The organism is Kluyvera genomosp. 2 (assembly GCF_036759865.1).
Classification (GTDB): domain Bacteria; phylum Pseudomonadota; class Gammaproteobacteria; order Enterobacterales; family Enterobacteriaceae; genus Kluyvera; species Kluyvera ascorbata_B.
Map to the genome: position 1 here is coordinate 13,896 of NZ_JAPKIA010000007.1, position 15,446 is coordinate 29,341.

The window sequence follows — 15,446 nt, forward strand, 5'->3', positions numbered from 1 at the left end:
GCTTGTCCAGCCGCTATGCTTCTTCAGTTAGCATCATGAAAGAGAGATAAAAATGAAAGATGTCATGGTTGTTATTGGTAGTGGCTCTATTGCCCAGGCCATTGCGCGACGCGTCAGCGTCGGCAAACATATTCTTCTGGCTGATATTAAAACAGAGAACGCCCAGCAGGCTGAAAATACGCTTTCTCGTGCGGGGTTTGAGGTAAGCACGACGACGGTCGATGTCAGTTCTCGGCAGTCGGTTCAGGCACTGGTGAAGTCAGCCTGTGCCTTAGGTGAGATTAAAGGCGTTATTCATACGGCCGGGCTTTCACCTTCACAGGCCAAAGCACAGGATCTTCTTCGGGTTGATTTGTACGGTACCGCCGTACTTTTTGAGGAGTTTGGCAAGGTGATTGCGCATGGCGGCTCCTGCGTGGTGATTGGCTCGCAGTCCAGCCATCGCTTAGCCGTTGATGCGTTGACTCAGGCCCAGGCGGATGCCTTAGCCACGTTACCGCCGGAAAAGCTGCTTGAGCTGCCGCTGGTGAAAGACATTGAAGACAGCTTATACGCCTATCAGATTTCCAAGCGTTGTAATGCGCTGCGCGTGATGTCTGAAGCGGTGAAGTGGGGCAAGCGTGGAGCGAGAATTAACTGCATCAGCGCCGGGATTATCTTTACGCCGCTGGCCTATGACGAACTTAATAGTGCGGAACGCGGTGCGTTTTATCGCAATATGCTGGATAAATCGCCGGCAGGCCGGGGCGGCACACCGGATGAAATTGGTGCGCTGGCAGAGTTTCTGTTTGGGCCTAATGGTACCTACGTCACCGGCAGCGATCTGCTGATTGATGGTGGCGCTACGGCGTCTTACAAATATGGCGAATTACGCCCGCAATAAACCCGCTTACTCTTCCCGCGACATGATGGCCGCTACGTGGCTTGTGGGGGATTTGAATCTGATGCTGAAGAGGGATGTTAAATATCGATTCGTGATTGATATGGCGTCACTGACGGTGTGATGAAAAGGGGCGGTAGAATATGCCGCCTCTTTTATGTTGTTCCTTATTGCGCCAGCGTACTAAGATCGCGAATAACGCACTCAGGCTCTGAGTCCAGGGGCATATTGTTTATATCGTGAATACCATCATTTTTATCTGCGCTGTCCTGTTGCAGGGCTGAAAAAAGTGGGGTAAGGCTCTGCTGCTCTTTCCCGTTTTCGGTAATCAGTTCCAGCGTTTTATTCTTAGCGTCGTCGTCCGTTAATGCGCAAACCAGTACCCGGGCAATGTGTTTACGGGAAATTACGCCATCAGCCGGGGTGCCTGAGTGACGTCTGTCGCCCTGTAGCATAACGATTTTTTGTTCATTCGGTTTGTTGTAATCAAACCAACCGGGCCTGACGATGGTATAAGGATGCCCGCTGGCGCGAACCAGGCGTTCTGCGCGTCGCTTCCAGTCATGCGCTTGTGTCTGACGGTTATAGGAACCTTCTCTTTCTGTCACGCCGATAGCGGTCATCAGCACGACTTTGACTGGCCGATGTTTTAGGCGTTGCAGAATATTTCTGACGCCGCCGTAGTCAATGGCCCGCGCGCCAATGCGCCCTAATCCATCGGATCCGAGGGTGAAAATAACGGCATCAATATCATCACCAATACCGGTCAATGTTTCCGGGACAGAGACATCGCCATTAACAATCTCGACCCCCTGTGGCAGCAATTTGCTTTTTTGTGGGGAACGGACCAGTGCTTTCGGTTGATGACCCATTTTTATCGACATTTCTACAACATGACGACCAATGCTGCCGGTCGCACCGACAATTAAGACTTTCATTATGAACCTTTTTTCTAATCGGAAAATTTCACTATGATAAGTGTATCAACTGTGATTATTGAGAGTAACGGGGCTAAAATGATTGCGTCTATGAACCCTTCTCATGATTAATTTTTTAGCTAAAACACCCAGGGGTTACGCGTGCTTAAAGAAAATTTTAATGAACTTCAGCTCTTTCTGGCCGTGGCGCGGGAGCGAAGTTTTACCCGAGCGGCGGCTAAACTTGGTGTTTCCCAGTCAGCCCTGAGCCATGCCATGAAGGCGCTGGAGGCCAGGCTTAATATCCGTCTGCTGACCCGCACCACGCGCAGCGTGGCGCCCACGGACGCGGGGGAGAGGATCATCGCCTGTCTGGAGCCTCGGCTGACAGAGCTGGAGCAACTGGTGCAGCTTAATGGCATAGCCGCCGGGAATATCCGTATCTCTGCCGGAGAGCATGCGGCGAAAAGTCTGGTGTGGCCGAAACTTAAACCGTTCCTGCGCGAGTATCCCGAGATTAATGTTGAACTGGTGGTGGATAATGGCTTTGTGAATATCGTTGAAGGGCGATTTGATGCAGGCGTTCGTCTGGGCGAAAGTCTTGATAAAGATATGGTCGCGGTGCGCATCGGGCCAGACCTGCGGCTGGTTGTGGTGGGTTCGCCCGACTATTTTACCCGCTATGGCATTCCTGATACCCCACACGATCTTCAGCGTCATCGTTGTATTAATATGCGTCTTCCGACGCTGGGTGGTTTATATCAGTGGGAGTTTGAAAAGGACGGAAAACCGCTTCAGGTGAAGGTAGATGGCCAGCTTACCTTTAATCATCTCTCGGAAAGAATCGATGCGGCCGAAGACGGCTTCGGCCTTTCGTTCGTTCCTGAAGATGTGATTCAGCCGCAGATTGAATCGGGGGCATTGATTGAGGTATTGCAGGAGTGGAGTCCCGTATTTCCCGGCTATTACCTTTACTATCCCAGCCGAAAGCAGCATCCACCTGCCTTTGCGTTGATGATTGATGCCTTACGTTATAGCGCGTAAAAAAATCACCGGAGCAGGCGCTCCGGTGGGTTTAATTACTCATCATCCTCGTCATCAGTGACACGCTTGCCGGTAAAGCGTCGGCGTACCACGACAAAGAACACGGGCACAAAGTAGATAGCCAGCAGCGTTGCCGCGACCATCCCACCAATTACGCCAGTGCCGACGGCATTCTGGGCGCCAGAACCCGCACCACGGCTTAATGCCAGCGGCAGAACCCCGAGAATAAAGGCTAGCGAGGTCATTAATATCGGGCGCAGACGCCTATGTGCCGCCTCAAGCGTCGCTTCAATTAAACCTTTGCCTTCCTTCACCATCATGTCGTTGGCAAATTCAACGATCAGAATCGCATTCTTCGCCGATAAACCGATGGTCGTCAGCAGGCCGACCACGAAATAGACGTCGTTATTGAGGCCACGCAAGGTTGTCGCGAGCAGCGCACCGACGACGCCAAGCGGTACTACCAGCATCACGGCGAACGGAATGGACCAGCTTTCATACAGTGCTGCCAGGCACAGGAAAACGATAATCAACGACAGGGCATAAAGCGCCGGAGCCTGCTGGCCGCTCAGGCGTTCCTGATACGACATCCCGGTCCAGTCGTGGCCAATCCCTTTTGGTAACTGCGAAGCCAGTTGCTCCATCAACGCCATCGCTTCGCCTGAACTTCGACCCGGCGCGGGTTGCCCGAGAATTTCCAGCGAAGAAAGGCCGTTATACCGCTCAAGGCGCGGAGAACCGTAAATCCACTGTGCGTCAGCAAAGCTTGCGAAGGGCACCATCTTGCCGTTACCGGCGCGAACGTACCAGTTATTGAGATCGTCAGGCATCATGCGCCATGCCGCATCGCTCATGACATAGACTTTTTTAACCCTGCCTCTGTCCATAAAGTCATTGACGTAGCTGCCTGCCCAGGCGGTGCTGAGCGTGGTGTTGATATCATCCAGCGAAACCCCCAGCGCGGACGCCTTATGTTGATCGATATTGACCCGATACTGCGGCGTATCTTCCATGCCGTTTGGCCGCACGGCCATCAGCACGTCTGGGTGCTGCTGCGCCATCTGTAGCAGAGTGTTACGCGCTTCCATCAGCTTTTCATGCCCCAGACCCGCCTGATCGATCAACTCAAAATCAAAGCCGGTGGCGTTGCCCAGCGCGATGATAGGCGGCAGGTTGAATGCGGCAATCTGTGCATCGATCAGCTTCGAAAACGCCTGGTTAGCCCGGGCGGCGATGGCATCAACGCTGTTTTCGCTACCGTCACGCTCAGACCAGTCTTTCAGGCCGATAAAAGCGATACCAATATTTTGCCCGCGCCCGGCAAAACCAAAGCCGTTGACGGTGAGCACGTTGGCAACGTTGTGTTTCTCATCACTCAGATACCAGTCGTTAATGTTGTCCAGAATCTGCTGCGAACGTTCCTGCGTGGCGCCAGCAGGCAGAACCGCCTGCGTCGCCAGGACGCCCTGATCTTCTGACGGCAGAAACGCGGTCGGCAGACGGGCAAACAGCCAGGCCATACCGAGCACGATCACGCCGTAGACGATCAAATAGCGCCCGGTACCGTTCAGCATACGGGCAACGGCACGCGAGTAGTGTGAGCTGCTGGCATCGAAGCGGCGGTTGAACGAGCCAAACAGCCCACGATCTTTAGCATGTTCACCAGGTTTGACCGGTTTCAGGATGGTGGCGCAAAGTGCGGGCGTCAGCGTGAGTGCAACCAGCACTGACAGCACCATCGCCGAAACGATAGTGATGGAGAACTGGCGATAAATGACGCCCGTGCTGCCGCCAAAAAAGGCCATCGGAATAAATACCGCGGACAGGACCAGGGCAATCCCCACCAGTGCGCCCTGGATCTGCTCCATCGATTTTCGCGTCGCCGCACGGGGCTTGAGGCCTTCTTCGGCCATCACGCGCTCAACGTTCTCTACCACCACAATGGCGTCATCAACCAGCAGGCCGATGGCCAGCACCATCCCGAACATTGTCAGGGTATTGATCGAGTAGCCCAGCGCGCTCAGGATGCCGAACGTCCCCAGCAGCACGACCGGCACCGCGATAGTGGGAATAAGCGTCGCACGGAAGCTTTGCAGGAACAGATACATCACGAGGAAGACGAGGATAATCGCCTCAAACAGCGTCTTCACCACCTCATGAATCGAGATGCTGATAAACGGCGTGGTGTCATAAGGGTAAACGACCTTTAACCCTTGCGGATAATATGGCTCCAGTTCAGCCAGTTTCGCGCGAATAGCTTTGGCGGTATCCATGGCGTTTGCCCCGCTGGCGAGCTGGATCCCCAACGCGGAAGCCGGTTTGCCGTTTATTTTCACCACAAACTGGTAGTTCTCGCCGCCGCGTTCGATCCGCGCCACATCATGTAGTGTGGCCTGCGAGCCATCGCTGTTGACCTTCAGCAAAATGTTCCCGAACTCTTCCGGCGAGGTGAGGCGGGTTTGCGCAATGATGGACGCATTTAACTGTTGGCCTTTCATTGCGGGCGCACCGCCCAGTTGGCCTGCTGCGATCTGCGCGTTCTGTACCTTAAGGGCATTGCTGACATCAACAGGGGTTAGCTGATAGTTGTTGAGCTTGTTGGGATCCAGCCAGATGCGCATCGCGTACTGTGAACCAAACAGCGTCGTGTCGCCCACGCCGTCAATACGGCTGATCGGATCTTTAATGGTCGATGCCACGAAGTCGGCGATGTCTTCCATGCTCATGCGCCCGGCTTCGTCAACAAAGCCGGGGACCAGGAAGAAGGTGCTGGAGGATTTCATCACCGTAATCCCCTGTTGCTGCACTTCCTGCGGCAACAGGGGCGTGGCGACCTGAAGCTTATTCTGCACCTGAACCTGTGCGATATCCGGGTCGGTGCCGTTTTTAAAGGAGAGGGTCAGTTGCAGCGTCCCGGAGGAGTCACTGGTTGAGGACATGTACATCAGGCCATCCAGACCCGTCATGTTCTGCTCAATCACCTGCGTCACGCTGTTTTGCAGCGTGGTGGCATCGGCACCAGGATAGCTCACGCGGATCTGTACCGCCGTTGGCGCGACGTCCGGGTATTGCTCCACGGGTAATCCCATAATCGCAATCCCCCCGGCAATCATCACGATAATAGCCAGCACCCAGGCGAAAATAGGGCGGTTAATAAAAAATTTAGACATGGATGATTATTCCTGTGAAGACGAACCGGATCGCGTGACGCGTTCATGCGGAGTCACAACCTCGCCGGGTTTAGCGCGTTGACTGCCTGAAACAATGACCCGTTCACCCGCCTGAAAGCCTTCGGTGACCTGCCAGCGATCGCCAGATGTTCCCGCCACGGTTATCGCGCGGGGCTGTACCCGATTTTGCTTATCGACAACGAGCGTCGTGGCGTCACCGCGTGGTGTGCGGGTGACCGCCTGCTGGGCAACCAGCAGTGCGTCTGGAGCGATACCTTCTTCAAGACGGGCGCGAACAAACATGCCGGGTAGCAGTTGATGATTCGGGTTAGGAATAATGGCGCGTAGGGTAATTGCGCCCGTGGTCTGATCCACCGTGACATCAGAGAACGCCAGCGTGCCGTTCAGCGGATACGTGCTTCCGTCCTGCATGAGCACATGGACAGGTACTTTGCCGTTTTCCTGCTTAATCTGGCCGTTCGCCAGCGCACTCTGTAATCGCAGCCATGCTTCGCCCGGCTGGGTGATATCAACGTACATCGGATCGAGTTGCTGCACGGTAGCCAGCGCGCGACTTTGACCGTTCTGAACCAGTGCCCCCTCCGTTACGCTCGATAACCCGATGCGGCCATTCAGTGGTGATGTCACCGTGCTGTGAGCCAGATCGATTTCAGCAGAGCGAAGGGCGGCGCTGGCTGCATCGATAGCCGCACGCGACTGGTGGGCAGTGGCCTGAGCCTGATCGAGATCCTGACGGCTGATATAATCCTTGCCGCTCAGTGCGCGATAGCGGGAAAGCGTCGTCTGGGCGAGCTGTGACTGGGCCTTCGCCAGGTTGACTGTGGCCCGGGCATTATCGACGGAAGCGCGGAAGGTTGCCGGGTCGATATGGTAGAGCGGCTGACCGGCTTTAACGTCGCTGCCTTCGGTAAAATCACGGGACAGCACAATCCCTGAAACCTGCGGGCGGATTTCCGCAATACGGGATGCCACCGTTCTTGCCGGGAGATCTTGGGTCAGGGTCAGGGGCGTTGCTTTTATTGTCTCGACAATAACATCGGGGGGAATATCGTTGCTGGCAGAAGATGCGTCCTTACTGTCGCATCCAGCCAACCCTGTCGTCATAGCAAAAATGCATAGCATAGCCAGAGGCGAATAAGCCACCGAACTTTTCATCATATTTGACTCTTATTATCAGTGCAGTTTAAAAATGCTTTTCGGTATATAAGCGGCGATACGCTTGAGGTGGAACGTTGTATTTCTTAGAGAATGAACGGGTGAAGGACTGCTGGGATTCAAAACCATAGCGAAAGCCGATATCAAGCACCTTGTCACGGCTGACGATGAGATCGTTTGCCGCTAACGCCAGTTTTTTATCCCGAATATATGTCGCAATATTCTGTCTCTTCATCTGAAAGAAAACGCGCTGGAGATGCCATTTTGAGTATCCCGCGCGCGCGGCAACATCATCGATACTGAGTGGTTGATGGATATTGTCGTCTATCCATTGGGTTATTTCGGATATCAGTTGCTCGAGTTTAATCATTATCAGCTTCACTCTGTTTATAACCGGTAAGAGGATTAAATGGACCCGCGAACATGAACCGGGCAGGATTATTGATAAATCTCTGCTACGCCATGCAGTTTATTATTGCCTGTCGCCGACAGCACTTTAAAAGAAGAGGCGCCCTGTTTATCCGCTTGTGTTGAGAGTTGGGCCACAAGCTCGTCCAGCGTGCTGGCACCACTGGCGGATACCACGCCCATTTTTACTTTACCGGCATCACTGGTGATTACCTGTGCAGAAAATGCACTGTTAACGGTAAACAGAGATAAAAGTGCGGAGAGAATCAATACGGTACTTTTCATGAGAAACCTCGTAAGTAATATTTTCAACAATATGACGGAACGAGGACATCATAAGGGGTTGAGCGCGGTTGATTAAGATAGCCAGAACGCAAGCGCCTATGAATAAAAAACATAAATTAACTGTGCTACAGGATTTTTACATCCGAATTTTGCAATTACCATCACAAAAAATACTGTTATTGTTGATGTGGGATCATAAGGTGTACTGGGGTGCTCATAGGTTTAGCGAAAAAAATGCAGCCCGAAGGCTGCATAGTAAGACACGAATTATTTCAATGTTTTCATATCTACCACAAAGCGATATTTCACATCACCTTTTTCCAGCCTGCTGAATGCATCATTTATCTGGCTGGCATCAATCAGTTCGATATCTGCGGTAATATTGTTCTCGGCACAGAAATTAAGCATCTCCTGGGTTTCAGCAATGCCGCCAATATTGGATCCTGAGAAGCTACGACGGCCTTTCACGACATTAAATGCGGAAATTTCAATAGGTTCTGGGGGCAGCCCGACAAGCACCACGGAACCATCAATTTTTAATAATTTCAGATACGCATTAATGTCATGCTTTGCTGATACGGTATCTAAAATCAGATCCAGTTTGCCGACAAATTTTGCCATTTGTTCTGCATCGGAAGAGAGTACCGCTTCGTGTGCGCCTAAGCGATGCGCATCCTCGACTTTAGCCTGCGATGTCGTAAAGACCACAACATGTGCGCCCATGGCTTTTGCTATTTTTATCGCAACATGCCCAAGCCCGCCAATGCCCAGGATCCCCACTACTTTACCGGCACCGGCTTGCCAGTGTTTGAGTGGCGAATAGACGGTAATACCGGCACAAAGTAATGGTGCGGCGGCGGCAAGATCTAAGTTATCAGGCATTTTCAACGTGTAGCTTTCCCGGCAAACATAGGTTTGTGAGAATCCACCGTAGGTCATGCCGCCCAGATGTTTATCTGGCGTATTAAATGACAATGTCGTACCCGATTCGCAGAATTGCTCCAGATCGTGGCGGCAGGCAGGGCACTCGCCGCAGGAATCAACAATGCAGCCGACAGCGGCAAAATCACCCGGTTTAAATTGGGTGACATTATTACCAACAGCAATCACCCGGCCAACGATTTCATGCCCGGGAATAACCGGATAATGAGTGCCGCCAAAATCATTTTTGATTTGATGTAAATCAGAGTGGCAGATGCCGCAGTAGAGAATTTCTATTTCCACATCATCATTTAATAATCCACGGCGTTTGATGCTGAATTCCCGCAAGGGGTTGTTTGCGGCATCGGTACCCAACGCTTTTACGGTTTTAATCATGATTTACCTCAAATATCCAGTTTCCAGTCTGCAATCCATTCCACTCGCGCCGGATCACGGTGGGAGAAAAATGCGCTTGTCGCGGTATCGATAGCGGTTATTTTCTGCATATCGTCACCGCTTATCTCAAAATCAAAAATAGCGATATTTTCTGCCATGCGCGCTTTTTTGACCGTTTTGGCCAGCGACACAATGCCTCGCTGATAAAGCCAGCGCAGGATAACTTGCCCAATGCTCTTGCCGTATTTCTGAGCGATGGCCGCCAGAACCGGATGGTCAAACAGTCCATTCTTTCCTTCGGCGAAAGGCGCCCAGGCTTCAGGCTGGACCTGTCGGCTTAGCATCCACGGTGCAGCGTGAAGTTGCTGATTAAAAGGGTTCACTTCAATTTGATTGACCGCCGGTACGACGTTATTGAACGCGATGAGATCGGCAAGCCTGTCCGGATGAAAATTACTGACGCCAATGGCGCGAATTCGCCCGGCAGCGAGCAATTCTTCCATTGCTCGCCAGGCACCGTGGACATCATTGTAGGGTTGGTGGATTAAATACAGGTCGATATAGTCCAGCTGGAGTCGGTTAATTGAACGCTCAAACTGGGCCTTTGCGCCCTCATAATTCACGTCCTGTACCCATAGTTTGGTGGTGATAAACAGCTCTTCGCGATTAACACCGCTACGCTTTATGGCATTTCCGACCTGAGTTTCGTTCTGATAGGCGGCGGCAGTATCAATCAGACGATAACCCGTTTCTATGGCGTCAATCACCGCACGCTCACATTCAGCCGCGTCCGTCATCTGGAAAACGCCGAAGCCTGCCAGGGGCATTTCAATGCCGTTGTTCAGTTTTACCGTTTGCACATGAATATCCTCAATCCTGGGTGTGAAAAGAGCTTAGCGCAGCCTTATTTATTTGATTAGAGGGTAAAATTTTCTAAGGTTAATTAGCAGTACTCATAAATGAGCGATGAACACTGCTTCTGCATGGCTACTGGAGATTGTTGTCTTTAAGAAACTTGCGGGTACCGCGCTATGTCAATGCAGCGATGGGGCAGCTTGATGCCTTCTTTGGCAAAAATAGTTAATGACCGGCCTTACTCATTCGGGTGGTCAGCGCCATAGCTGCGCTGGCCAAAGTGAAAAGGGTGATAATCCAGCCCATCGTCCAGGGGGTTCCATCGCTGAACATCGCTAACAGCAATGATGAAACGATGCCACTGCCGTACTGGAGTGAACCAATCAGTGCTGAAGCCGACCCTGCAGCATTCGGTGCCGAATCCAGAGCGGCGGCCGTTGCGGTGGCGGCAATAATGCCATTCATTGAAAACAGGATGAAAATTGCGAGAGCAATCAGGGCGATTCCACCGACATTCAGTTTTGTCGCAACCGCCAGCACCAGGGACGCTGTAGCGGCAATCAGCACGGCGCTTTTTAAGAGCGTTTCCAGTGGGTAACGTTGTACCAGGCGACGGTTAACCGCACTTAGCCCCATTACGCCAACAATGTTGACGGCAAACAACCAACCGTAATGCTGCGGATCTACATGGAAATACGTGATATAGACAAAAGGAGAGCCTGCAATAAATGCATAAACGGCCACATAATAAAACGTCAGACAAAGGGTGAACTTCATAAAGTTCACGTTACGGATCAACCGATAATATGTCCGGAACGCACCACCAATTGAGGACGATATACGACGTTCAAGCGGCAATGTCTCAGGCAGCCAGTAGAGTGACAGCAGCATGAATACGCCAATGGCCGTCAACAACCAGAAAATGGCATGCCATGAGGTGAATTTAATCATCTGCCCACCAAGCAGTGGGCCAACAATAGGGGCAATCGCCATGACAATGGTTAATGTTGAAAGCATCTGGGCGGCGCGAGTGCGGCTAAACAGATCACGAATCATCGCGCGCGCTAGCATCGGGCCGGTGCAGGCCCCCAGCGCCTGAAATACCCGCCAGAAAACGATATGCGTGATATCAGTAGAAAGCGCGCATCCTGCTGAACCGATAATAAATAACACCATGCCAATTATCAGGGGAGGGCGACGACCGAAGCGATCGCTGATCGGCCCCCAGATAAGCTGCGCCAGACAAAAGCCAATCAAAAAGCCGGTGATAGTTAATTCTGCATCACCCTGCAATTCCTTCGCCATAATGGGCATTGCGGGAAGATAAATATCGGTAGACAAGGACGTAAACGCCATCAGGGCGCTGAGGATCATAATAAAAAGTAGTCCGGTTGTCTTAACGGAGGGAGAACGGTTCATACATGCCTGCTTAAGGAAGGATACTGCGTTCAATAATAGCGACCCGGCGGCAATTAATAATCATCGTAGGCTGGATAAGCGTTATGAGTCGCGCTCATGAATATAACCTTTTATCACCTGTCGCTCATCAAAGTGGTTTTGATTATTCCATAATTGAGAATTCTGAATGCGGTATAAATCCACATACAAACACAATCACACCCTCTAGTATTGCCCTCAGTGATTTGAAATGAGGAAGGGAAGAATGACAAACGTATTGATTCTGGGTGCTGCGGGCTCTCTTGCCCGAGTGGTTACCCGCTACTTACTGGATAACAGCCAGGCTCAGTTAACGCTGTATTTACGTAACAGCGCACGCCTGCAAAACCCGGATACCACCAGGGTGACCCTGATTGAAGGGGATGTTCTCAATGATGAACAACTCAGGCTCGCCATGCGCGGTAAAGATATTGTGTACGCCAATTTATCCGGAAATATGAAGGAGCAGGCCGCGACGATTATTCGTGCAATGAAATCAACGGGCGTGCGTCGTTTGATCTTCATTAGCTCAATGGGAATATATGATGAAGTGCCGGGAGAGAAATACGGCAGTATTTTGGCGCCTTATCGGGAATCAGCAAAAATTATAGAAAATGCAGGGCTCGATCATACCATCATCCGGCCTGCGTGGTTTTCCAATGGGCATGAAGTTGAATATGGACTAACGCACAGAAATGAACCCTTTCGGGGCAGCAGCGTTTCCCGGCTAAGTATTGCCGATCTAATTAACCGTATGGTGATTGAACCATCACTTTATGTACATGACAGCCTGGGCATCGCCCGCGTTTAATGAGTAAGGAAATTAATATGAAATATCGTCAGTTAGGTCGTAGCGGATTAACCGTATCAGCATTAGGCATGGGGGCAATGAATTTAAGCTTTGGAACCGGTAGCGCCGTTGATGATCGGACCGGGATTAACGTTCTTCATGCTGCGCTCGACAGGGGGATTAACTTTTTTGACACTGCTCAGGCCTATGGCCCCTATACGAATGAAAAACTTGTGGGTAAGGCGTTATCTGCACATCGTGAAAAAGCGCTTATTGCGACCAAATTTGGTTTCAAACTGGAAAATGGTGTGACAACGGGCGTTGATAGTCGTCCTGAAAATATCCGCGCTGTTGCTGAAGCATCCCTGAAAAGCCTGAAAACAGATTATATCGATCTCTTTTATCAGCACCGTGTGGATCCGAATGTCCCTATTGAAGATGTTGCAGGTACGCTGGGAGATTTAATAAAGGAAGGTAAGATCCGTCACTATGGTTTATCCGAAGTTGGTGCTGCAACCATTCGTCGGGCACATGCAGTCATGCCAGTCGCAGCCGTGCAAAACCAGTACTCTTTGTGGACCCGTGAGCCTGAAGCAGAGGTATTGTCCGTTTGTGAGGAATTGGGAATCGGGTTTGTGCCCTGGGGACCTCTGGGGACCGGATTCCTGACGGGAACGATTGATTCCTCAACAAAATTCGATAGCGCGACTGATTTACGTGCAAACTTTCCGCGCTTCACCCCAGAGGCAATAAAAGCGAATATGCCGTTAGTCAGCATGCTCCGGGAGGTCGCAGCCAGTAAAGGAGCGACACCCGTACAGGTTGCTCTGGCATGGTTATTGGCACAAAAACCATGGATCGTACCGATTCCCGGGATGGATAAAGTTTCCTATATAGACGACAACATTAAAGCGATTGATCTTGAATTGAGCGAAGAGGATTTGGCTAATATGGATGCTTTGTTAGCAGGCATAAAAATCCAGGGGAATCGACTGGATGATGGTTTGCTTTCGATGTCGGAATGATGGCAGCGCTGATTTGTGTGAATGTGCAACCAGCCAGGAAACTGGCTGGTTGAGTTATAGTCACAAATACTGACGTACGGCATGTGCTTCAATGCTGATTGAGCAGCAGAAATACATTTCACTCTTCCGCTTTATGAGCCCAGGCGGGCATTGCCGTCAGATAACGTTTTGCCCGTTTCCGGGCTTCTTCCGGGCCGACTTTTTGCCAGGAATCAAGGAAGCTGGCTAAGCCTGATACCGCGTCTTCCCAGGGTTTTAGATTGCCGTTGCTGTCGATGCAGTATGCGCAATATCGATCGCTGGCACTGTGTGCATCAGGTGCAGACATCGGCATCCCGCAAGCCTGACAGAACTGTTCATGTTGTGACATATGATGCTCCTTATGGTGACATCCTGATTAATAAAAATACAGAATATGTATTGTGCAGGTGATGCATCAGATCAAAACAAAGGCTAAGCCCCGGCATCTCCAGTCAGAAATACCGGGGCTTGTTGTTACCTGGCAATGAGCGCGAACACGCCCCAGCCAAAGTATTCCCGCGCGTACGTTACGTGGCGTTTCGGCGAGAGTGTTAGCTCGGCCCTGACTTCCGCTGCGAAGTCGTCATCAGGATTGGCCTCCAGCCAGCGGCGCATGGTCAGCCATTTCGCGGCCTCATAGCGGTCCCAGCCTTCCTGATCTGCCAGTACTAGTTCCACCACGTCATAGCCGAGGTCGTCGAACGCGCTGACAAGCCCTGGTAGCGTCATAAAATCGGTCGTCGAGCTGACGCCACAGGCCTGGGCAATCTCGTCCGTCGCAGGTTGCTGACGCCAGTAGGGTTCACCGATAAGCATGATCCCACCCGGTTTCAGGCTTTGAGCTAGCAGCCCGACGGTCCCGGCAAACCCACCGGCTATCCATGTCGCACCGACACAGGCCGCCACATCGCATTTCTCTTCTGTAACGTATCCGGCGGCGTCGTTATGGATGAACTGAACCCGGTCGCTGACGCCGAGCTCTTCGGCGCGGCGTCTGGCTTGCTCGCTGAACAACTGGCTCATATCGATACCGACACCGGTAATGGCGTGATCCCGGGCCCAGGTACAGAGCATCTCGCCCGAGCCGCTGCCGAGGTCAAGAATGCGGGTCTCCGGTTTCATGCGCAGCACACGGCCCAGCGTGGCGTACTTCTCTTCGGTGAACGGGTTGTGGATGCGGTGTTCGCTTTCACTGATGGTAAAAATACGTGGGATATCCAATCTGGAATTCCTTTTATTGCGTTGAGCATTAAGAGAGTGTTTCTCTGAGATATTTGCTTTTTCAGCCAGCAGAACAAACAGCTTCCCTTCAAATGTCTCGCTGACTGGCCAGTCGTAGCTTTCAGGAGGAGGAAGCAGGGTAAATCCGGCATTGTCGAGCAGGCTGATGTATTCGTCATCGCGCCAGGCCGTCATCTGGCTGCCGAAACGGGTGGTTCGACCGTTTTCCTCTATGGCCCAGAACAGCGTTGAGCTGGTCTGCGCGGCTTCATCCCAGCCATGTTCCGTCAGAAGCAGATGAGGGACGCCCAGAAACAGCCCGTCCTGACAGCGTTGCCAGTTCGCTTCAGCCATTCCCTGACGCTTAACTTCGTCGAAAGTATGGACTTCAGTGAGCAGCCTGCCACCCGTTTCCAGCCACAGCGCGCAGCGGCTGACGAGTGAGCGCGCATCCGCCGTGCTAAACACATTCAGTTCCCCGAATGTCATCATGATGAAATCGAACGATTTATCCGGCCAGTATGCGCGGACATCCTGCTGAACATAGTCGATATGCAATCCGGCGTTCTGCGCCTGCTGACGGGCCCAGCTCACGGATGCCGGCGAGAAATCCACGCCGGTGCAGTGAAATCCGCGCTCCGCTAAGCGGTGGGTATAAAAGCCGGGACCGCAGCCGAGATCGAGGATATGTGCGCCAGGGGGTAACTGGCTGGCGATCCACTCGACCTGCTGCTTAATGACCTCCTGCCTGCGGCTGGCCCAGTCGTGGTCCTGCGACAAATGGTTCGCCAGCATGCGCTGGCTGAAGGCCGGTTCGTCCCAGGGGATTTTACTTTCCTCCGCTGACAGCTGGATGTGTCGGGATGAGGAAATAAGGGTGCTGATATCCATCATGCTCTC

At 52.0% G+C, this 15,446-nt stretch carries 14 protein-coding genes; 4 read left to right on the plus strand and 10 right to left on the minus strand.

The annotated features are described in order from the left end of the window. The first annotated feature begins 52 nt into the window (after positions 1–52). Positions 53–883 carry an SDR family oxidoreductase gene (locus V6942_RS08825; protein WP_333501122.1) on the plus strand — a complete coding sequence of 277 codons (831 nt, stop codon included), beginning with the start codon at positions 53–55 and terminating at the stop codon, positions 881–883. A 164-nt stretch (positions 884–1,047) separates the two neighbouring features. Here the strand turns inward: V6942_RS08825 and V6942_RS08830 are convergent, their stop codons facing one another. Next, on the minus strand, positions 1,048–1,818 hold the full coding sequence (locus V6942_RS08830) for an SDR family oxidoreductase (protein ID WP_333501123.1): 771 nt from the start codon (positions 1,816–1,818) through the stop codon (positions 1,048–1,050). Positions 1,819–1,959: 141 nt separating this feature from the next. Between V6942_RS08830 and V6942_RS08835 the strand changes: the two genes are divergently transcribed. Then, positions 1,960–2,841, plus strand: coding sequence for a LysR family transcriptional regulator (locus V6942_RS08835; protein WP_333501124.1), 882 nt, complete (start codon positions 1,960–1,962; stop codon positions 2,839–2,841). A 35-nt stretch (positions 2,842–2,876) separates the two neighbouring features. On the opposite strand, the gene V6942_RS08840 is transcribed toward V6942_RS08835, so the two are convergent. The 7 genes from V6942_RS08840 to V6942_RS08870 all read right to left on the minus strand — a co-directional run bounded on the left by V6942_RS08840 (position 2,877) and on the right by V6942_RS08870 (position 11,471). After that, on the minus strand, positions 2,877–6,011 hold the full coding sequence (locus V6942_RS08840; RefSeq protein WP_333501125.1) for an efflux RND transporter permease subunit: 3,135 nt from the start codon (positions 6,009–6,011) through the stop codon (positions 2,877–2,879). A gap of 6 nt (positions 6,012–6,017) precedes the next feature. Next, positions 6,018–7,187, minus strand: coding sequence for an efflux RND transporter periplasmic adaptor subunit (locus V6942_RS08845; protein WP_420107845.1), 1,170 nt, complete (start codon positions 7,185–7,187; stop codon positions 6,018–6,020). Positions 7,188–7,215: 28 nt separating this feature from the next. Continuing rightward, positions 7,216–7,557 carry a helix-turn-helix domain-containing protein gene (locus V6942_RS08850; RefSeq protein WP_333501127.1) on the minus strand — a complete coding sequence of 114 codons (342 nt, stop codon included), beginning with the start codon at positions 7,555–7,557 and terminating at the stop codon, positions 7,216–7,218. A 68-nt stretch (positions 7,558–7,625) separates the two neighbouring features. Continuing rightward, positions 7,626–7,880 carry a DUF1471 domain-containing protein gene (locus V6942_RS08855; RefSeq protein WP_333501128.1) on the minus strand — a complete coding sequence of 85 codons (255 nt, stop codon included), beginning with the start codon at positions 7,878–7,880 and terminating at the stop codon, positions 7,626–7,628. Positions 7,881–8,147: 267 nt separating this feature from the next. Then, positions 8,148–9,194: an NAD(P)-dependent alcohol dehydrogenase gene (locus V6942_RS08860; protein ID WP_420107846.1), complete on the minus strand. Its 1,047-nt coding sequence runs from the start codon at positions 9,192–9,194 to the stop codon at positions 8,148–8,150. 11 nt (positions 9,195–9,205) lie between these two features. Beyond that, entirely contained in the window at positions 9,206–10,057 is an 852-nt protein-coding gene (locus V6942_RS08865; RefSeq protein WP_182930466.1) for an aldo/keto reductase, read from the minus strand. Between the two features lie 220 nt (positions 10,058–10,277). Continuing rightward, a complete protein-coding gene (locus V6942_RS08870) occupies positions 10,278–11,471 on the minus strand; it encodes a multidrug effflux MFS transporter (protein ID WP_106926639.1) in 1,194 nt (397 codons plus the stop codon). A gap of 244 nt (positions 11,472–11,715) precedes the next feature. Here V6942_RS08870 and V6942_RS08875 point away from each other — a divergent pair, with 244 nt between their 5' ends. Both V6942_RS08875 and V6942_RS08880 read left to right on the plus strand, forming a co-directional pair. Beyond that, positions 11,716–12,300 carry an NAD(P)H-binding protein gene (locus V6942_RS08875; RefSeq protein ID WP_333501130.1) on the plus strand — a complete coding sequence of 195 codons (585 nt, stop codon included), beginning with the start codon at positions 11,716–11,718 and terminating at the stop codon, positions 12,298–12,300. A gap of 17 nt (positions 12,301–12,317) precedes the next feature. Beyond that, complete coding sequence (locus V6942_RS08880; RefSeq protein WP_333501131.1) at positions 12,318–13,304, plus strand: aldo/keto reductase; 987 nt, start codon at positions 12,318–12,320, stop codon at positions 13,302–13,304. A 118-nt stretch (positions 13,305–13,422) separates the two neighbouring features. On the opposite strand, the gene V6942_RS08885 is transcribed toward V6942_RS08880, so the two are convergent. Continuing rightward, a complete protein-coding gene (locus V6942_RS08885; protein WP_106926645.1) occupies positions 13,423–13,674 on the minus strand; it encodes a zinc ribbon domain-containing protein in 252 nt (83 codons plus the stop codon). A 125-nt stretch (positions 13,675–13,799) separates the two neighbouring features. Beyond that, a complete protein-coding gene (locus tag V6942_RS08890) occupies positions 13,800–15,440 on the minus strand; it encodes an SAM-dependent methyltransferase (RefSeq protein ID WP_333501194.1) in 1,641 nt (546 codons plus the stop codon). Positions 15,441–15,446: the final 6 nt, after the last annotated feature.

Coding starts and splice junctions, on each gene's coding strand:
- V6942_RS08885 (WP_106926645.1), bottom strand. CDS start 13,674: ATGTCACAACATGAACAGTTCTGTCAGGCTTGCGGGATGCCGATGTCT.
- V6942_RS08850 (WP_333501127.1), bottom strand. CDS start 7,557: ATGATTAAACTCGAGCAACTGATATCCGAAATAACCCAATGGATAGAC.
- V6942_RS08890 (WP_333501194.1), bottom strand. CDS start 15,440: ATGATGGATATCAGCACCCTTATTTCCTCATCCCGACACATCCAGCTG.
- V6942_RS08870 (WP_106926639.1), bottom strand. CDS start 11,471: ATGAACCGTTCTCCCTCCGTTAAGACAACCGGACTACTTTTTATTATG.
- V6942_RS08845 (WP_420107845.1), bottom strand. CDS start 7,187: ATGAAAAGTTCGGTGGCTTATTCGCCTCTGGCTATGCTATGCATTTTT.
- V6942_RS08880 (WP_333501131.1), top strand. CDS start 12,318: ATGAAATATCGTCAGTTAGGTCGTAGCGGATTAACCGTATCAGCATTA.
- V6942_RS08840 (WP_333501125.1), bottom strand. CDS start 6,011: ATGTCTAAATTTTTTATTAACCGCCCTATTTTCGCCTGGGTGCTGGCT.
- V6942_RS08855 (WP_333501128.1), bottom strand. CDS start 7,880: ATGAAAAGTACCGTATTGATTCTCTCCGCACTTTTATCTCTGTTTACC.
- V6942_RS08830 (WP_333501123.1), bottom strand. CDS start 1,818: ATGAAAGTCTTAATTGTCGGTGCGACCGGCAGCATTGGTCGTCATGTT.
- V6942_RS08825 (WP_333501122.1), top strand. CDS start 53: ATGAAAGATGTCATGGTTGTTATTGGTAGTGGCTCTATTGCCCAGGCC.
- V6942_RS08875 (WP_333501130.1), top strand. CDS start 11,716: ATGACAAACGTATTGATTCTGGGTGCTGCGGGCTCTCTTGCCCGAGTG.